General features: G+C 74.0%; 15 protein-coding genes. 8 read left to right on the top strand and 7 right to left on the bottom strand.

All coding sequences use genetic code 11. The features are described from left to right. The first annotated feature begins 205 nt into the window (after positions 1 to 205). The 4 genes from ACI79Q_RS05330 to ACI79Q_RS05345 are packed head-to-tail and all read left to right on the top strand — an operon-like array spanning position 206 to position 4773. Complete coding sequence (locus ACI79Q_RS05330; protein WP_456590359.1) at positions 206 to 3064, top strand: aconitate hydratase; 2859 nt, start codon at positions 206 to 208, stop codon at positions 3062 to 3064. Continuing rightward, a complete protein-coding gene (locus tag ACI79Q_RS05335; RefSeq protein ID WP_456590358.1) occupies positions 3064 to 3819 on the top strand; it encodes an SDR family oxidoreductase in 756 nt (251 codons plus the stop codon). Before ACI79Q_RS05330 ends, ACI79Q_RS05335 begins: the two co-directional genes overlap by 1 nt. A 58-nt stretch (positions 3820 to 3877) precedes the next feature. Continuing rightward, positions 3878 to 4606, top strand: coding sequence for a sirohydrochlorin chelatase (locus ACI79Q_RS05340; protein WP_456614330.1), 729 nt, complete (start codon positions 3878 to 3880; stop codon positions 4604 to 4606). A 5-nt stretch (positions 4607 to 4611) separates the two neighbouring features. Then, positions 4612 to 4773: a hypothetical protein gene (locus ACI79Q_RS05345; protein ID WP_456590356.1), complete on the top strand. Its 162-nt coding sequence runs from the start codon at positions 4612 to 4614 to the stop codon at positions 4771 to 4773. 25 nt (positions 4774 to 4798) lie between these two features. On the opposite strand, the gene ACI79Q_RS05350 is transcribed toward ACI79Q_RS05345, so the two are convergent. Together ACI79Q_RS05350 and hppD are read right to left on the bottom strand one after the other, a co-directional pair. Beyond that, complete coding sequence (locus ACI79Q_RS05350; RefSeq protein ID WP_456614331.1) at positions 4799 to 5029, bottom strand: hypothetical protein; 231 nt, start codon at positions 5027 to 5029, stop codon at positions 4799 to 4801. Positions 5030 to 5109: 80 nt separating this feature from the next. Continuing rightward, entirely contained in the window at positions 5110 to 6315 is a 1206-nt protein-coding gene (gene hppD / locus ACI79Q_RS05355) for a 4-hydroxyphenylpyruvate dioxygenase (protein WP_456590355.1), read from the bottom strand. A gap of 169 nt (positions 6316 to 6484) precedes the next feature. Between hppD and ACI79Q_RS05360 the strand changes: the two genes are divergently transcribed. Both ACI79Q_RS05360 and ACI79Q_RS05365 read left to right on the top strand, forming a co-directional pair. Continuing rightward, entirely contained in the window at positions 6485 to 7006 is a 522-nt protein-coding gene (locus ACI79Q_RS05360; RefSeq protein ID WP_456614332.1) for an Lrp/AsnC family transcriptional regulator, read from the top strand. Positions 7007 to 7021: 15 nt separating this feature from the next. After that, positions 7022 to 8002, top strand: coding sequence for a DUF881 domain-containing protein (locus tag ACI79Q_RS05365; protein ID WP_456614333.1), 981 nt, complete (start codon positions 7022 to 7024; stop codon positions 8000 to 8002). 7 nt (positions 8003 to 8009) lie between these two features. Here ACI79Q_RS05365 and ACI79Q_RS05370 read toward each other — a convergent pair whose 3' ends face one another. The 5 genes from ACI79Q_RS05370 to ACI79Q_RS05390 form a co-directional block, all read right to left on the bottom strand. Continuing rightward, positions 8010 to 8474 (bottom strand): SgcJ/EcaC family oxidoreductase, encoded by a 465-nt coding sequence (locus ACI79Q_RS05370; protein WP_456590352.1) that lies wholly within the window; start codon positions 8472 to 8474, stop codon positions 8010 to 8012. A gap of 255 nt (positions 8475 to 8729) precedes the next feature. Beyond that, positions 8730 to 10622: an ABC transporter ATP-binding protein gene (locus ACI79Q_RS05375; RefSeq protein WP_456590351.1), complete on the bottom strand. Its 1893-nt coding sequence runs from the start codon at positions 10620 to 10622 to the stop codon at positions 8730 to 8732. Between the two features lie 85 nt (positions 10623 to 10707). Further along, complete coding sequence (locus ACI79Q_RS05380; RefSeq protein WP_456590350.1) at positions 10708 to 11457, bottom strand: enoyl-CoA hydratase/isomerase family protein; 750 nt, start codon at positions 11455 to 11457, stop codon at positions 10708 to 10710. A gap of 64 nt (positions 11458 to 11521) precedes the next feature. Continuing rightward, complete coding sequence (locus ACI79Q_RS05385) at positions 11522 to 11752, bottom strand: helix-turn-helix domain-containing protein (RefSeq protein ID WP_269193646.1); 231 nt, start codon at positions 11750 to 11752, stop codon at positions 11522 to 11524. A 373-nt stretch (positions 11753 to 12125) separates the two neighbouring features. Then, a complete protein-coding gene (locus ACI79Q_RS05390) occupies positions 12126 to 13727 on the bottom strand; it encodes an ABC-F family ATP-binding cassette domain-containing protein (protein ID WP_456612860.1) in 1602 nt (533 codons plus the stop codon). A gap of 178 nt (positions 13728 to 13905) precedes the next feature. Here ACI79Q_RS05390 and ACI79Q_RS05395 point away from each other — a divergent pair, with 178 nt between their 5' ends. Together ACI79Q_RS05395 and ACI79Q_RS05400 are read left to right on the top strand one after the other, a co-directional pair. Then, positions 13906 to 14961 carry a S1C family serine protease gene (locus ACI79Q_RS05395; protein WP_456614334.1) on the top strand — a complete coding sequence of 352 codons (1056 nt, stop codon included), beginning with the start codon at positions 13906 to 13908 and terminating at the stop codon, positions 14959 to 14961. 65 nt (positions 14962 to 15026) lie between these two features. Further along, the gene (locus ACI79Q_RS05400; protein WP_456614335.1) at positions 15027 to 16880 is read left to right on the top strand and encodes an SCO7613 C-terminal domain-containing membrane protein; all 1854 of its coding nucleotides are present in this window, start codon (positions 15027 to 15029) and stop codon (positions 16878 to 16880) included. Positions 16881 to 16899 lie beyond the last annotated feature (19 nt).

Consider the following 16899-nt stretch of genomic DNA (forward strand, 5'->3'; position numbering starts at 1 on the left):
TTCGGTGGGGCCGCTGCGGCGGTAGCGGCGGGAGGGACGCAGTCGCGGCCCGTTCCCCCAGCAGCGGCCGCCGGTGTTTCGCCGACCGTGACGCGGGTCACGGGGTGAGGGAAGGGTCGCCTGACTCGGTGGTCCCGGCTACGAACTGGGATGATCGGGGGTGGTCAACGAAGCGCGATGAACCACGAGGGGTAGGCGCAGAGCAGTGGCAGCCAGCAAGGACAGCTTCGGAGCCCGGGCGACGCTCGACGTCGACGGCACCGAGTACGACATCTACCGGCTCGACGCGGTGGAGGGCGCGGAGAAGCTGCCCTTCAGCCTGAAGATCCTTCTCGAGAACCTGCTGCGCACCGAGGACGGCGCGGACATCACCGCCGACCACATCCGGGCGATCGCCAACTGGGACCCGTCGGCCGAGCCCGACCAGGAGATCCAGTTCACCCCGGCCCGCGTGGTCATGCAGGACTTCACCGGTGTCCCCTGCATCGTCGACCTCGCCACCATGCGCGAGGCGATGGCGGAGCTGGGCGGCGACCCGCAGAAGATCAACCCGCTCGCCCCGGCCGAGCTGGTCATCGACCACTCGGTGATCGCCGACATCTTCGGCACCGAGGACTCGTTCCAGCGCAACGTCGAGATCGAGTACGAGCGCAACGGCGAGCGCTACCAGTTCCTGCGCTGGGGCCAGGGCGCCTTCAGCGACTTCAAGGTCGTCCCCCCGGGCACCGGCATCGTCCACCAGGTCAACATCGAGCACCTGGCCCGGGTCGTCTTCCCGCGCCCCGAGGGCGACCGCGTCATCGCCTACCCCGACACTTGCGTCGGCACCGACTCGCACACCACGATGGTCAACGGCCTGGGCGTGCTGGGCTGGGGCGTCGGCGGCATCGAGGCCGAGGCCGCGATGCTCGGCCAGCCGGTTTCGATGCTCATCCCGCGCGTGGTCGGCTTCAAGCTCTCCGGCCAGCTCCCGGACGGCGCCACCGCCACCGACCTCGTGCTCACCATCACCGAGATGCTGCGTGAGCACGGTGTGGTCGGGAAGTTCGTCGAGTTCTACGGGGAGGGCGTCTCGGCGGTGCCGCTGGCCAACCGCGCCACGATCGGCAACATGAGCCCGGAGTTCGGCTCCACCGCGGCGATGTTCCCCATCGACCAGGAGACCATCACCTACCTGAAGCTGACCGGCCGCTCCGAGGAGCAGGTCAAGCTCGTCGAGGCCTACGCCAAGGAGCAGGGCCTCTGGCACGACCCGTCGCGCGAGCCGGCCTTCTCCGAGTACCTCGAGCTGGACCTCGCCACCGTCGTCCCGTCGATCGCCGGGCCCAAGCGCCCGCAGGACCGGGTGGCGATCACCGAGGCGAAGCCGGCGTTCCGCACGTCGCTGGCCGACTACGTGGCCGACGACGAGACGGGCGGCGAGGACCGCAAGCCCGGCGTTCCCGGTCACGAGCAGCCTTACGGCGTCGAGTCGGCGGCCGACGAGGCCTCGGCCGAGTCCTTCCCGGCCTCCGACCCGGTCAGCCCGTTCGCGCACGGCAACGGGGAGGCCGGCAAGCCGAACCACCAGGTCATCCCCGACCGCGTCCCGGACCGCCCGTCCAAGCCCACCCGGGTGGTCATGGAGGACGGCACGGAGACCTACGTCGACCACGGGCACGTCGTGATCGCCGCGATCACCTCGTGCACCAACACCTCCAACCCACAGGTGATGATCGGCGCCGCGCTGCTGGCGAAGAACGCCGTCGAGCGCGGGCTGACCAGCAAGCCGTGGGTGAAGACGACGCTGGCCCCCGGGTCCAAGGTCGTCATGGACTACTACGAGAAGGCCGAGCTCACCCCGTACCTGGAGAAGCTGGGCTTCTACCTGGTCGGCTACGGCTGCACGACCTGCATCGGCAACTCCGGCCCGCTCCCGGAGCCGGTGAGCCAGGCGGTCAACGAGGCCGACCTCGCCGTGGTCTCGGTGCTCTCGGGCAACCGGAACTTCGAGGGCCGGATCAACCCCGACGTCAAGATGAACTACCTGGCCTCGCCGCCGCTGGTCATCGCCTACGCCCTGGCCGGCTCCATGGACGTCGACCTGAACAACGACCCCCTGGGCACCGACGCCGACGGCAACGACGTCTTCCTGCGCGACATCTGGCCCTCCCCGCAGGAGGTCCAGCGGGTCATCGACCACGCGGTGTCCGCCGAGCAGTTCGGCCGCAGCTACGAGGACGTGTTCGCCGGCACCGAGCAGTGGCAGAACCTGCCCACCCCGACCGGCGACACCTTCGAGTGGGCCGAGGACAGCACCTACGTCCGGCGTCCTCCGTACTTCGACGGCATGCCGGCCGAGCCCGCCCCGGTCGAGGACATCGCCGGCGCGCGCACCCTGGCGGTGCTCGGTGACTCGGTGACCACCGACCACATCTCGCCGGCCGGTTCGATCAAGGCCGACTCCCCCGCCGGGAAGTACCTGCGCGAGCACGGTGTGGACCGCCGCGACTTCAACTCCTACGGCTCGCGCCGCGGGAACCACGAGGTGATGATCCGCGGCACGTTCGCCAACATCCGGCTGCGCAACCAGCTGGTGCCGGGCACCGAGGGTGGCGTCACCAAGAACCACCTGACCGGCGAGACGACGACGATCTACGACGCCTCCCGCGCCTACATCGACGCCGGCATCCCGCTGGTCGTGCTGGCCGGCAAGGAGTACGGCTCGGGCTCGTCGCGCGACTGGGCCGCCAAGGGCACCGCGCTGCTCGGCGTCAAGGCCGTCATCGCCGAGAGCTACGAGCGCATCCACCGCTCGAACCTCATCGGCATGGGCGTGCTGCCGCTGCAGTTCCCCGAGGGCCAGAACCGCGAGTCACTCGGCCTGACCGGCGACGAGGAGTTCACCATCACCGGGATCACCGCCCTCAACGACGGCGAGATCCCGCGCACGGTGAAGGTGAAGGCGGGGGACGTGGAGTTCGACGCCCGCGTCCGCATCGACACCCCCGGCGAGGCGAACTACTACCGCAACGGCGGGATCATGCAGTACGTCCTGCGGTCGCTGCGGGGCTCTGCCGCCTGATGGACCTGGGCCTGGGCGGTCGCGGATACCTGCTCACCGGCGCGAGCCGGGGGCTGGGGTTCGCGACCGCCCGGGCCCTCGTCGACGACGGGGCCCGGGTGCTGGTCAGCTCCCGCTCCGCCGACTCCGTCGACGCCGCCGTCTCCGCCCTGGGGACGGCGGCATCCGGCGTCCCGGCCGACCTCGCCGACCCGGACACCGCCGAGCACCTCGTCTCCTCGGCGCTCGAGCGGCTGGGGCGGGTCGACGGCGCGCTGATCTCCGTCGGCGGGCCGGCCCGGGGGCAGGTGCTGGAGACGACGGAGGCCGACTGGCGGGCCGGGGTGGAGAACGTCCTCCTCGGTCCGCTGCGGCTGGTCAGGGCGCTGGTCCCGCACCTGGCCGAGGGGGCGTGCATCGGGTTCGTCCTCTCCACGTCGGTCCGGCAGCCGATCGGCCACCTGGCCATCTCGAACGGCCTGCGCCCGGGTCTGGCCATGACGGCCAAGGCGCTGGCCGACGAACTCGGGCCGAAGGGGATCCGCGTGGTCGGGCTGATGCCGGGGACCATCGCCACCGACCGGATCACCGAGATCGAAGCGGCATCCCCGGATCCCGCCGCCATGCGGGCCCGGACCGAGGCCTCGATCCCCCTCCGCCGGGTCGGGCGACCGGAGGAGTTCGGCCGGGTGGCGGCGTTCGCCCTCTCCCCCGCCGCCTCCTACCTGACCGGGACGATGATCGCCGTCGACGGCGGCGTCACCCGCGCGCTGTGATCGCACCCGACCACCGCACATGTGTGCTCATCGGGCCATCCCCGGTCCGGACACCCCGATGAGCGCACAGTCGCAGGTGCCCGTCCTGGTGGCCTGCGCCCACGGCACCCGCAACCCCACCGGCCGCCGGCTGATCGCCGAGCTGGCGCTGGCCGCGCGCCGGCTTCGTCCCGGCCTGGTCACCACCGCGGCGTTCGTCGACGTGCAGCCCCCGACGGTCGTGGACGTGGTCGCCGAGCTGGCGGCCGCCGGTCGCCCCGCCGTCGTCGTCCCGCTGCTGCTCTCCGGCGGCTATCACGTGCACGTCGACATCGCCGGCGCCGTCGCCGCCGCGGAGTCGGCCGTCGCCGCCCGGCCGCTGGGGCCCGACCCCCGGCTGGCCGAGGTGCTGCTCGCCCGGCTGGTCGAGTCGGGCGCCGACCCGGCCGACCCGTCGACCGCGGTCGTCCTGGCCGCCGCCGGGTCCAGCGACTCCCGGTCGGTGGCCGACGTCGAGCGCACGGCCGCCCTCCTCCAGGCGTCGTGGGCCGGGCCCGTGACGACCGGCTACGGCTCCGCCGCGCAGCCACCGGTCCCCGACGCGGTGGCCGGCGCCCGGAAGGCCGGGGCGGAGCAGGTGGTCATCGCCTCCTACCTCCTCGCGCCGGGCCACTTCCACGACAAGCTGGCCCGGGCCGGCGCGGACGCGATCACGGCGCCCCTCCTGCCCGACAACCGCATCGCCGCCGTGCTCCTCGACCGCTACGACGCGGCGCTCCCGGACGGGCCCGGCCGGCCGATAGCCTGACGCCGGTGACGTCGCTGATCATTCTCGCCCTGTACCTGGTCGTCGTCGGCCTGTTCCTCCTGGCGATCTACGTGGTGGTGAACCGTGCGGTGCTGCACGCCCTCCGCACCCACGCCGACGAGCAGCGCGCGACCACCGGACCGAGCCCCGCCGGCCCGGGCGACTGAGCCCCGGCGTCTCCCCGTCTCCGGCTCAGGCCTGCCAGCCGAGGAACTGGTCACCGGCGACCACCGCCAGGACGAGCAGCGCCGCAGCCCCCACCGGCACGAGCGGTGTCCACCAGTATCGGGTGGTTGCGAGCCGGGCCAGCAGCACCGCGGGCAGCAGCCAGAGCACCCACAGCGGGAGCAGCGCGTACCTCGGGACGACCAGCCCGCTCGCCAGGTAGAAGTAGCCGACGACCACGTGGGCGGCGCCGGCCACCGCGGCCAGGAGGAGCGGCCCGGGGTCGCGTGGGGTCCCGGCCGGAACGACGGCAGTATGCCCCGCCGGGAGCCCCCTCCTCAGAAGTTGCCGCGGCGCTCCTGCTCCCGCTCGATCGCCTCGAAGAGCGCCTTGAAGTTGCCCTTCCCGAAGCCCAGCGAGCCGTGCCGCTCGATGAGCTCGAAGAAGACCGTGGGCCGGTCACCGGTCGGCTTGGTGAAGATCTGCAGCAGGTAGCCGTCCTCGTCGCGGTCCACCAGGATGCCGCGCCGCTGCAGCTCCTCGATCGGCACCCGCACCGTCCCGATCCGCGCACGGAGCTCCGGATCCTCGTAGTAGGAGTCCGGCGTGGCCAGGAACTCCACACCCTCGGCGGTCATCGCGTCGACCGTGGCCAGGATGTCGTTGGTCGCCAGGGCGACGTGCTGCGCGCCAGGGCCCCGGTAGAACTCCAGGTACTCGTCGATCTGCGACTTCTTCCTCGCGATCGCCGGCTCGTTGAGCGGGAACTTGACCCGGTGGTTGCCGTTGGCGACCACCTTGCTCATCAGCGCGGAGTAGTCGGTCGCGATGTCGTCGCCGATGAACTCGGCCATGTTCGTGAACCCCATGACCCGGTTGTAGAAGTCCACCCACTGGTCCATCGCCCCGAGCTCGACGTTGCCGACGACGTGGTCGACGGCCTGGAACAGCCGCTTCGGCGCTCCGGGGCGCTTCACGAAGGACGACGTCCGCGCCACGTAACCGGGCAGGTAGGCCCCGGCGTACCGGGACCGGTCGACCAGGGTGTGCCGGGTGTCGCCATAGGCCGCGAGGGACGCCAGGCGCACGGTGCCGTGCTCGTCGCTCACGTCGTGCGGCTCCTCGAGCACCGTGGCGCCCTGGGCCCGGGCGTGCGCGATGCAGCGGTCGACGTCGGGGACGGCGAGGGCGATGTCGACGATGCCGTCGCCGTGCAGACGGTGGTGGTCGGCCAGCGGGCTCGCCGGGTCGTAGGCCCCCTGGACGACGAACCGCGCGGCCCCCGAGGTGAGCACGAAGGCGTGGTGGTCCCGGTTCCCCGTCTCGGGGCCGGAGTAGGCGACCAGCTGCATGCCGAACGCCGACTGGAAGAAGTGCGCCGTCTGCACGGCGTTGCCCACGACCCACACCAGCCCGTCCCAGCCGGTGACCGGGAAGGGATCCCCGGAGGGGTCGTACTCCACCAGGCCGACCAGCTGCTGCAGCTGCGGCAGGTCCAGGCCTGCGAGCCGTTCCTCGTCGTTGAGCACCTGCTCGAGCGTCATCGCGCCTCCTCCTCGTCCGTTCGCGTGTCCCGTGTCCCGTGTCACACCACACCGACCCGGCCCTGCTGCGCAAGCAAGCACCCTGCGACTGCGCTGGCTGCTCGCTCGGACTGGCTCTGGGCACCTGCTGCTGTGCAGACTGCACAGCTGTCGACGTGAAGGAGGCACGATGAGCCGGCCCCGTGAACTGGACACCCTCGACGTCGCGCTGCTGGAGGCGCTGCACGACCACCCGCGCGCCGGGCTGCTGGAGATCGCCCGGGTCGTCGGCGTCGCGCGCGCCACGGCCACGGCGCGGTTACAGCGACTGGAAGCAGCGGGGGTGGTCACCGGTTTCGGCCCGGACGTGGACGTGGCCGCCGCCGGGTTCGGCGTGCAGGCCTTCGTGACCCTCGAGATCGCACAGGGGGCGCTCGACGCGGTGCACCGGGACCTCGAGGCGATCCCCGGGATCCTCGAGGCCCACGCCACCACCGGCAGCGGCGACGTGATCTGCCGCGTGGCCGCCGCCTCCCACGAGGCGCTGCAGGAGATCCTGGTGCAGCTGAACCGCTCGACCTCGGTCGTCCGGTCGACGAGCGTGGTGGCGCTGACCTGCCTGGTGCCCTGGCGCACCCTGCCGCTGCTGCGCTCCGAGGCGGCGCCCGGGTCGGGGCGCTCGCCCAGCTACCGAGAGCCGGCCCGCGGCTGACCTACTGTGGGGCCGATGGACGGCGACGAACGGAGCGATGCGCCACCCGGGGCCGATCCCACCCCCGCACCTCCCACCCCTGCCGCGGACGAGGCCCGCGCCGAGGACGGCGCGGGTGCCGAGGACGAGGTCGGCGCCGAGCGCCGGACCGGACCCGAGGACCGGGCCGGCACCGAGGCCCGGCACCGCGTCAAGGACGGAGCGGGGGCCGGGGACAGCCCGGCACCGGAGGGGCATCCCGACGACGCGGCACCGCCCGCCCCCGACGACGCGACCCCGCCGACCGGCGACGCCGGGGCGCGTTCCGGATCCACCTCAACCTCTACTGGAGATTCACCCCCGACGCGCTCGTGGAGCCGACCGGTCGCCGTGGCGACCACCGCTGCCCTCGCCGTCGCACTCGGCTTCGCGCTCACCGTCCAGATCCGCAGCACGGCGGAGCCCGGCGACCAGGACGTGCGCCGGGAGGCCGACCTCGTGGTGATCCTGGACGAGCTCGGCGCCCGGGAGGCGACGCTGCGCCAGCAGATCGCAGAGACGCGGCAGACCCTCGAGGACCTGGGCAGCGGGCAGGAGGAGTCCGGCAGCGCACTGGCGGAGGCGCGGTCACGGGCGGAGGCCATCGGCATCCTGGCGGGCACGCTCCCGGCGCGCGGCCCCGGGGTGCGGCTGACCATCCAGGACCCCGGCGGCGCGGTCCCGACCTCGGTGATCCTCGGCGCCATCCAGGAGCTCCGCGGCGCCGGGGCGGAGGTGCTGCAGGTCGACGACGTGCGGGTCGTCGCGTCCAGCGCGGTGACCGGCTCCCCCGGCGCCCTGCGCATCGACGGGCAGCCGCTGACCGCCCCCTACGACTTCCTCGCGATCGGCCCGCCGGCCGCGATGGACGTCGCCCTCTCGGTGTCCGGCGGGGTGATCGCCGACGTCGCCCGCGCGGGCGGCAAGGCGCGGGTGGACCAGGAGGATCTCGTCTCCGTGGACGCCACCGTCGACTGACCCGCGGTCACTGCGGGATGAGCAGGCCCCGCAGTTCGTCGGTCAGCGCCTCCCGCGCCTCGGGGTGCTGAGGCCACGCCGCCGGGGTGACCTGGAACAGCGAGATGCGCCAGCGGCCGCGCCCGTCGTCGACGGCGATCATGGTGTGGACGGCGTTCAGCTCCGGATCGAGGTCGCCGGCACCCGCGGGGATCATGCCCGCGTGGGCGGTCAGCATCGCCACGCCCTCCCCGACCGGGCGGACCGAGCGGACGACCGCCACGTAGGCGGGCGTCTGCTGCGAGGTGAACACCTGCCGCAGGTCTGCCGCGATCGACAGCCGGCCCCGGTGGTGGCTGCCGTCGAACCCGATGATGTCGCCGTCGTCGGCGAACCCGGCCGCCACCGCCGCGCCGCTGCGCCGGTTCCAGCCGTCGATGAACTCCGCGTAGAGCGCCTGGATCTGAGCGTCCTGCGGGTGCGCTGCGGTCACGTCTCCTCCTCGCTGGCGTTCGTCGGCACGTCCCGACGCCTGCTGTGGTTCCGCGTGGCCGCGCCAGCCCGGCCACGTGTCCCGGGCTGCGGCCGCCTGGGACAGGAGTGACGCTAGTGGTCCGGGAGCCACTCCCGTTCGACGCTCGCCGCAGTGACCCGCCGTCAGATCGACCACCACCGGCACGCGCCCGAGCGCCTGCCACAGGGCGTGCACGAGCATGCGCGCAGAGCGATCGATCGCACCCGGATCCGGTCACCCGACGACGACGGACCGCGGCTCCTGCTGCGCGAACTGGGTGCGGTGCAGGTCGGCGTACCGGCCGTCGCGCGCCAGCAGCTCCTGGTGCGTGCCCGCCTCCACGATCCGACCCTCGTCGACGACGAGGATCTGGTCGGCGCTGCGGATCGTCGACAGCCGGTGCGCGATGACCAGCGACGTCCGGCCGGCCAGCGCGGTGTCGAGGGCGTGCTGCACCGCGGCCTCGGACTCGCTGTCCAGGTGTGCGGTCGCCTCGTCGAGGATCACGATGCCGGGCGCCTTCAGCAGCACGCGGGCGATGGCCAGCCGCTGCTTCTCCCCGCCCGAGAGGCGGTAGCCGCGGTCACCGACCACCGTCTCCAACCCTTGGGGCAGCGAGCGCACCAGGTCGGCGATGCGGGCCCCGGTGAGCGCCTCCCACAGCTGCTCGTCGGTGGCCTCCGGCCGGGCGTAGCGCAGGTTGGCGCCGATGGTGTCGTGGAACAGGTGCGCGTCCTGGCTGACGACGCCGATCGCGTCGCGCAGGGAGGAGAGCGTCGCCCGCCGCACGTCCACGCCGCCGACGCGGACGGTGCCACCGGTCGCGTCGTACAGCCGCGGGACGAGGTGGGCGATCGTCGACTTCCCGGCCCCCGAGTGGCCGACCAGGGCGACCAGCTGGCCGGGGGCGACCCGGAAGGAGACGTCGTGGAGGACGTCGACCGGCCCCCCGTGCTCGGGCAGCGACACCTCCTCCAGCGACGGCAGCGAGACGTCGGCGCCGGCCGGGTAGCTGAAGGAGACGTGCTCGAACTCGATGGAGCGGTCCTCGGCCGGCACGGGCACGGCGTCGGGCGCCTCGCGGATCATCGGCGGGAGGTCGAGCACCTCGAAGACCCGGTCGAAGCTGACCATCGCGCTCATCACGTCGACCCGGACGTTGGCCAGCGCCGTCAGCGGCCCGTAGAGCCGGGACAGCAGCAGCGCCAGGGCGACGACCGCGCCGGGGCTCAGCGAGCCGGTGAACGCCAGCCAGCCGCCGAGGCCGTACACCAGCGCGGTCGCCAGGGCCGCCACGAGCGTCAGCGCGGTGAAGAAGGTGCGCCCGTACATGGCCGACAGGACGCCGATGTCGCGGACCCGGGCGGCCCGCCCGCGGAACGACTCGGCCTCGGCGGCGGGCCGGCCGAAGAGCTTCACCAGGAGCGCGCCGGCGACGTTGAAGCGCTCGGTCATCGTGGCGTTCATCGAGGCGTTGAGCGCGTAGGACTCCCGGGTGATCTCCTGCAGCCGGCGGCCGATGCGGCGCGCGGGCAGGACGAACAGCGGCACCAGCGCCAGCGACAGCAGCGTGATCTGCCACGAGAGCGTCAGCATGACGCCCGCGGTGAGCACCAGCCCGATGACGTTGGAGACCACGCCCGACAGGGTCGAGGTGAACGCCTGCTGCGCGCCGACGACGTCGTTGTTCAGCCGGCTGACCAGCGCGCCGGTCTGCGTGCGGGTGAAGAAGGCGACCGGCATCCGCTGGACGTGCTCGAAGACCCGGCTGCGCAGGTCGTAGATGACGCCCTCGCCGATGCGCGCGGAGTACCAGCGCGTGCCCAGGGAGATGGCGGCGTCGACGACCGCCAGGCCGGCGATGACCAGCGCGATCCGGACGATGCCGCCCGCGGTGCCCTCGAGGTCGGCGATCCGGTTGACGATGTCGCCGGCCAGCAGCGGCGTGACGACGCCGATGACCGACGACCCGACCACCAGCAGCAGGAAGAGGGTCAGCTCGCGCCGGTAGGGCCGGGCGATGCCGATGATGCGCCGGACGGTCCCCTTCGGCAGCTGCCGGGCGGTGACCGAGGGGTCGCGCTTGAACGACCGCATGGCGGCCATCGACGTCATGGGGCTGCTCATGTCCACCGCACCTCCCGACGCCCGCCGGTCGCGCCCCGGCGGCTCCTGCAACCGGGACGCGACCGCGCTTGTTCCTGGGAGTCCGTCAGCGACCGCCGGCCAGATCGTGCAGCCGCTGTACCTGGGCGGCGCGCTCGGCGGCGTCCTGGCTGGCGAAGTCGTTGCGGACGGCGGACCGCACCAGCGCGGCCGTCGCCCGGCTGGCCCCGACGGGCGGGGCCACCAGGGCCGCGGTCAGGTCGGCGACCGCTGCGTCCAGCTCCACCCGCGGCACCACCACGGTCGCCAGGCCGATCGCCTGCGCCTCGGCGGCGCCCACGGCCCGGCCGGTCATGCACAGCTCCAGCGCGCGCGAGTAGCCGACGAGCTCCACCAGCGTGCTGGTACCGGTCAGGTCCGGGACGAGGCCGAGGGTCACCTCGGGCAACCGGAGCTGCGCGTCGTCGGTGAACACCCGCAGGTCGCAGGCGAGCGCGAGCTGGGCGCCGGCGCCGATGGCGTGGCCCTGCACCGCGGCGACCGAGACGATCCCCGGCGAGCGGAGCCAGCGGAAGCCGGCCTGGTAGGACCGGATCCGCTCCTGCGCCTCCTCCACCGGCAACCGGACGAGCTCGCCGAGCCCCCCACCGGTGGTGGAGCCGGTGTCGAACATGCTGCGGTCCAGGCCCGCCGAGAAGGCCCGTCCCGAGCCGCGCACGACGACGACGCGGACGTCCTCGTCGAGCGCGGCCCCGACGTCGGCCAGCGCCGACCAGGTCTCCGGCGTCTGCGCGTTCAGCTGGTCCGGGCGGTCCAGCGTGACCGTGAGGACGGCGCCCTCACGGCTCGTCCGCACCCAGCCGGGCGTGGCGGCGGAACTGGTGGGGTCTGGTGCTGTGCCTACTGGTTCGTTCGCGGGCTCACTCACTCTTCTTACTATTCCGGTTGGCCCCACCGCGGCTGCGCAGCGAGGCCCCGGACTCCGACAGCAGGCGGTGCACGAACCCGTAGGACCGGTTCGTCGAGGTGGCCAGCGACCGGATGCTCTCGCCCTCGTCGTAGCGCTTGCGCAGCTCGTCGGCGAGCGTCGACCGGTCCCCGCCGGTGATCCGCTTGCCCTTGCCGAGGTCGGACGTGCTGGTGTCGGCCATGGCTCCCCTCCGTGTCGGCCACCGGTCTCCCGGCGCCGGCAGTGCCGGCTCGCGCGGCGGCCCGTGTGTTGGCTGTCGCCGTGGTGCCGCCGTCCCGTCGACCACGGCTCCCGCCACCCCATGATCACCCACACCCCAGGTGTCGGCCAGGTGAACCTGTGTCGTCCCGAGCGGGGCCCGGAGGGTTCCCGAGGGACGGTGCGGACGGGGGCACCCGGAGAGCGACGGCACCTGGTCGCGGTGCCAGCGGGAGCCGCCCCGCGAGGCGGCGCGAGGAGCGGGGGCCGGAGGTCCCCCGACGAGCGCCGGGGACTCGCTCGTCGCAGCGGGGGACGGCGCGTGGCCGCAGTGTCGGCCGGAGGCCGACGATCAGCTACGCGAGCTCGACCAGGTCGGCGAAGTCCTCGCTCCAGGTGTCCTCGGTGCCGTCGGGCAGCAGGATCACCTTGTCGGGGCTCAGCGCCCGCACCGCGCCCTCGTCGTGGGTGACCAGCACGATCGCCCCGGCGTACGTGCGCAGCGCGTCGAGCACCTGCTCGCGGCTGGCCGGGTCGAGGTTGTTGGTCGGCTCGTCGAGCAGCAGCACGTTCGCGCCGGAGACGACGAGCGTCGCCATCGCCAGCCGGGTCCGCTCACCGCCGGAGAGCGTGCCGGTGCGCTGGTCGACCGTCTCCCCCGAGAACAGGAAGGCGCCGAGGATGCGGCGCAGCTCGGTGTCCGTGCTGTCCGGTGCCGCGGAGCGCATGTTCTCCAGCAGCGTGCGGTCCATGTCCAGGGTCTCGTGCTCCTGCGCGTAGTAACCCACGCGCAGCCCGTGCCCGGCCTTGACCTCGCCGGTGTCGGGCACCTCGGTGCCGGCCAGCATCCGCAGCAGCGTGGTCTTGCCCGCGCCGTTGAGCCCCAGCACGACCACGCGGGCTCCGCGGTCCACCGCCAGGTCGACGTCGGTGAAGATCTCCAGCGAGCCGTAGCTCTTGGACAGCCCCTCGGCGGTGAGCGGCGTCTTCCCGCACGCGGCCGGCGTCGGGAAGCGCAGCTTCGCGACCTTGTCCTGCACCCGCACGTCGGCCAGGCCTGCGGCCAGCCGCTCGGCGCGCTTGTCCATGCTCTTGGCGGCCTTGGCCTTCGTCGCCTTGGCGCGCATCTTGTCGGCCTGCGCGTTGAGGGTGTCGATCTTCCGCTCGGTGTTGGCCCGCTCCTGCTTGCGCCGGCGCTCGTCGGTCTCCCGCTGGGCAAGGTAGGGCTTCCAGCCGAGGTTGTAGACGTCGACGGTCGCCCGGTTGGCGTCCAGGTGCCACACCTTGTTGACGACGGCGTCGAGCAGCTCGACGTCGTGGCTGATGACGATCAGTCCACCCCGGTGGCTGGAGAGGAACCCCTTGAGCCAGGTGATCGAGTCGCCGTCGAGGTGGTTGGTGGGCTCGTCGAGCAGCAGCGTCTCGGCGTCGGAGAAGAGGATCCGGGCCAGCTCCACGCGCCGGCGCTGGCCACCGGAGAGGGTGCGCAGCGGCTGGGCCAGCACCCGGTCGGGCAGGCCCAGGTTGGTGCAGATGCGCGCCGCGTCGCTCTCCGCGGCGTAGCCCCCCAGGGCGGCGAACTGGTCCTCGAGGCGCCCGTACCGGCGGACGGCCTTGTCCTGCTCGGCGTCGTCGGCCGGCTCGGCCATCGCGACCTGCGCCTTCACCATCTGGTTGCGCAGGACGTCGAGCCCGCGGCCGGAGAGCACCCGGTCGCTGGCGGTGATGTCGAGATCACCGCTGCGCGGGTCCTGCGGCAGGTAGCCGATCTCACCGCTGACCTCGACCTTCCCGGCGTGCGGGAGCCGCTCACCGGCCAGGGTGGTCAGGGTGGTGGTCTTGCCCGCTCCGTTGCGCCCGACCAGGCCGATGCGGTCACCGGGCTGCACGCGCAGGTTGGCCTCGCTGATGAGGATGCGGGCGCCGGCGCGCAGCTCCAGGCCGGTCGTCGTGATCACTGCTCCCAGTGTAGGACCCCCGCGCAGCGGCCGGGCCTCGTCACGGCCCACCCCCGTCGGCTGCGGTGGTCGGGACCGGGACTTGCGCCTAGGTTCGGCAAAAGGGCTGCTGCACCCGCCCGCACCCGCACCCCGATCCGAGACAGGGCAGACGACAGCCCCTTCCGCAGGGACCGCCATGACCGCTACTCCCCCACGCCGCCCGCGCGCCCTGCCGGCGGTCCTGCTGGCGACGCTGCTCGCGCTGGCGGCCTGCACCGGTGACGGGGAGGAACCGCCGGCCGGCGCCGCCCCGGGAACGGGGGGCGGCTCCGGGGCGGTGACCAGCCTCACCGACGCCACCGGGGTCGTCGAGGTCCTCGAGGCCAGCGTGGTCACGATCCTCTCCGGTCCCGGCCTGGGGAGCGGCGTGGTCTACAGCGACGAGGGGCTGATCGTCACCAACGCCCACGTCGTCGCCGACCAGCAGGAGGTGGAGATCGCCTTCGCCGACGGCCGGCGCGGCCGGGCCGCCGTCCTGGCCGCCGACCCGGTCTCCGATCTCGCGCTGCTCCGCGCCGACCGCGACGACCTGCCCGCCGCCACGTTCCAGGAGGAGCTGCCCGCGCCCGGGGAACCGGCCGTGGCGATCGGCAGCCCGCTGGGCTTCGAGAACACGATCACCACCGGGGTGATCTCCGGGCTCCACCGCGACATCCCCGCCGGGACCAGCGGCGCGCAGCTGCCGCTGGTCGACCTGATCCAGACCGACGCGGCGATCAGCCCGGGGAGCAGCGGCGGGGCCCTGGCCAACGCCGACGGCGAGGTCGTCGGGATCAACGAGGCCTACCTGCCGCCCTCGACCGGTGCGGTGGCGCTCGGGTTCGCCATCCCTGCCGCGACCGTCGTGGACGTGGTGGAGCAGCTGCTCGAGGACGGGACCGTGAGCCACGCCTTCGCCGGCCTGGTCCCGGTCACGCTCACCGAGCGGATCGCCGAGCAGCTCGGGACCCCGCGGACCAGCGGCGTGGTCGTCGCCGAGGTCGCCCCCGACGGGCCGGCGGCCGCGGCCCGGCTGAGCCCCGGGGACGTCCTCACCGAGGCGGACGGCGAACCCCTGCGCGGCGCCGAGGAGTTCGTCTCCGTCGTCCGGGCCCACGACCCCGGTGACACCCTGGAGCTGTCCGTGGTGCGCGGCGACGGCTCGACCGAGACGGTGTCCCTGACCCTGGCGGAGCGGCAGCCCGCGGGTTGACGGGCTGCCCGGCACGGGCACAGCTCCACGGTGGGACGGCACCCGGGCGGAGGGAGGAGGCGGCCATGACGCGGCCGGTCGGCACGTCCCCGCTCGCCTACCGCGCCCGCCCCCCGCAGGTGCTGCTGGGCGTCGGGGCGGTCCTCCTGGTGACCGCCGGCGCCGCGGTGGCCTCGGCCTCCGGCGGCTGGGCGGTGCGCGGGCTGCTCCTGGCGCTCGCCGCGGCCGCCGCCGCCGGCTCGGTCCGCGCCGCCCGCGAGCGGCTGCGCAGCTCCGAGGAGAGCCTGGCGGCCACTGCCGCGGGATTGTCGCTGGCCGCCCTCGCACCGGCCGGCGGCGTCCTCGCGCCGTCCACCGCGGTCGGCGGGGGGCTGACCGCGGCGTTCCTGGCGCTGCGGTTCCTCGCCCCGTCCACGGCGGCCTGGCCGGTGGCGGCCTGGGCCACGCTGCAGCTGGCCGTGCTCGGGGCCCTCGGCGGCCTCGCCGACGGCCCGCGCACCGACGCCTGTCTCACCGTGGCGCTGGTGGGCCTGGGGACCACCGCCGCCGCCCGTCCCGCCGTGGCGCGGATCGCGCTGGTCACCACCGCCCCGTGGTGGCTGTTCGGCGTGGTCGCCGGAACCACCGAGGTCTGGCACGCCGCCGGGACGCGGCAGTGGCTCACCGCCGCGCTCGTCGTCGGGGCCGCGGGCGGCCTGCTCCTCGCCCGGCTCCGCGCTCCGCTGGAGCGCCTCCTCGGACCGCCCCGGGCGGTTCCCGTCGTCGCCGGTGCGGTGGCCGGAGCGGCGGTCGCGGGTGCGTTCTCCTCGTGGGGCGTCGTAGCCACCACGCTCACCGCCTACGGCGGGGTGGTCACCGCGAACCTCGCCGCATCCACGCTGCACGGCTGGCGGCGAGACCTGCTGCTGCCCGCGGCGGTGGCCGGTGGCGTCGTGACCGCGGTGCTGTGCGTGCTGCGCCTGGTGGCCGGGGAGGCGTGGGCGGCCCTGTCGGTCCTGCTGCTGCTGACCGCGCTGCCGACGGCGCTCGTCGCCGTCCGTCGCGGGGACGACCGCCCGGTCGCCCTGCCCACCACCGTCGGGTGCCTGGCTGGCTCGGTGCTGCTGGCCCTGCCGGCCGATGCGCTGACCGCGCCGGTGGCCGCCGTTCTGCTCACTGCCCTCTACGGGGTGGCGATGACGGTCGGCGCCGGGCTGGCGGCCGCTAGCCGCCGGCCCACGGTTCGGGTGGCCGCGGTGTGCGCGGGGGCGGCGGTGCTCGTGCCGCTGGCGGCCGGCGACCGGCCGGTCCTGGCCGCCCACCTGGCGGCCCAGGGGCTGTTCACCCTGTGGTGGGCCTGGCGGACCGGGCGGCGCCCGGAGCCGGTGCACCCCACTGCGGTGCCCGTGCCGGCCGGGACCGGGGGCACCTCGCCCACCGGGGACGATCCGCCGGCGCGCACGCCGGTGGCCTGGCGGGTCGGGGCCGGGCAGCTGGTCGCCGCGGTCTGGGTGGCCGCGGGTGCTGCGGACCTCTCCGCCGTGGAGTGGTACTCGCTGTCGGCGGCCGCCGGGTTGCTGCTGGCGGCGGGGCCGCGGCTGACCCACGGCCGCTCGTGGCCGGCATGGGGCCCCGGCCTCCTGGCCGCCGTGGTGCCCTCGACGGCGATCGCCGTGGTCGCGCCGGACGGGTCGCGCGCGGTCGGGGTGCTCGTCGCCGCGGCAGCACTCATGGTCCTCGGCGCCCGCAGCGGGGTGCGCACGCCGCTGACCGTGGGCGCCGGCGCCGCGCTCGCCGTCGCGGTCGGCCTCGCGGTGCCGGCGCTGCCCTGGCCCCTGGGGGTGGCCCTCGCCGTGGGCAGCTTCCTGCTCGCGGTGGGATCCCTGCGCGAACGGCATCCCGTGCCGTTCTTCGCCACCCGTCTCACCGACCTCAGGTGACGAACGGGCGACCCCTTCG

Source organism: Blastococcus sp. SYSU DS0828, from assembly GCF_054050975.1.

Coding starts and splice junctions, on each gene's coding strand:
- ACI79Q_RS05335 (WP_456590358.1), top strand. CDS start 3,064: ATGGACCTGGGCCTGGGCGGTCGCGGATACCTGCTCACCGGCGCGAGC.
- ACI79Q_RS05340 (WP_456614330.1), top strand. CDS start 3,878: ATGAGCGCACAGTCGCAGGTGCCCGTCCTGGTGGCCTGCGCCCACGGC.
- hppD (WP_456590355.1), bottom strand. CDS start 6,315: ATGACGCTCGAGCAGGTGCTCAACGACGAGGAACGGCTCGCAGGCCTG.
- ACI79Q_RS05360 (WP_456614332.1), top strand. CDS start 6,485: ATGAGCCGGCCCCGTGAACTGGACACCCTCGACGTCGCGCTGCTGGAG.
- ACI79Q_RS05365 (WP_456614333.1), top strand. CDS start 7,022: ATGGACGGCGACGAACGGAGCGATGCGCCACCCGGGGCCGATCCCACC.
- ACI79Q_RS05375 (WP_456590351.1), bottom strand. CDS start 10,622: ATGAGCAGCCCCATGACGTCGATGGCCGCCATGCGGTCGTTCAAGCGC.
- ACI79Q_RS05385 (WP_269193646.1), bottom strand. CDS start 11,752: ATGGCCGACACCAGCACGTCCGACCTCGGCAAGGGCAAGCGGATCACC.
- ACI79Q_RS05395 (WP_456614334.1), top strand. CDS start 13,906: ATGACCGCTACTCCCCCACGCCGCCCGCGCGCCCTGCCGGCGGTCCTG.
- ACI79Q_RS05400 (WP_456614335.1), top strand. CDS start 15,027: ATGACGCGGCCGGTCGGCACGTCCCCGCTCGCCTACCGCGCCCGCCCC.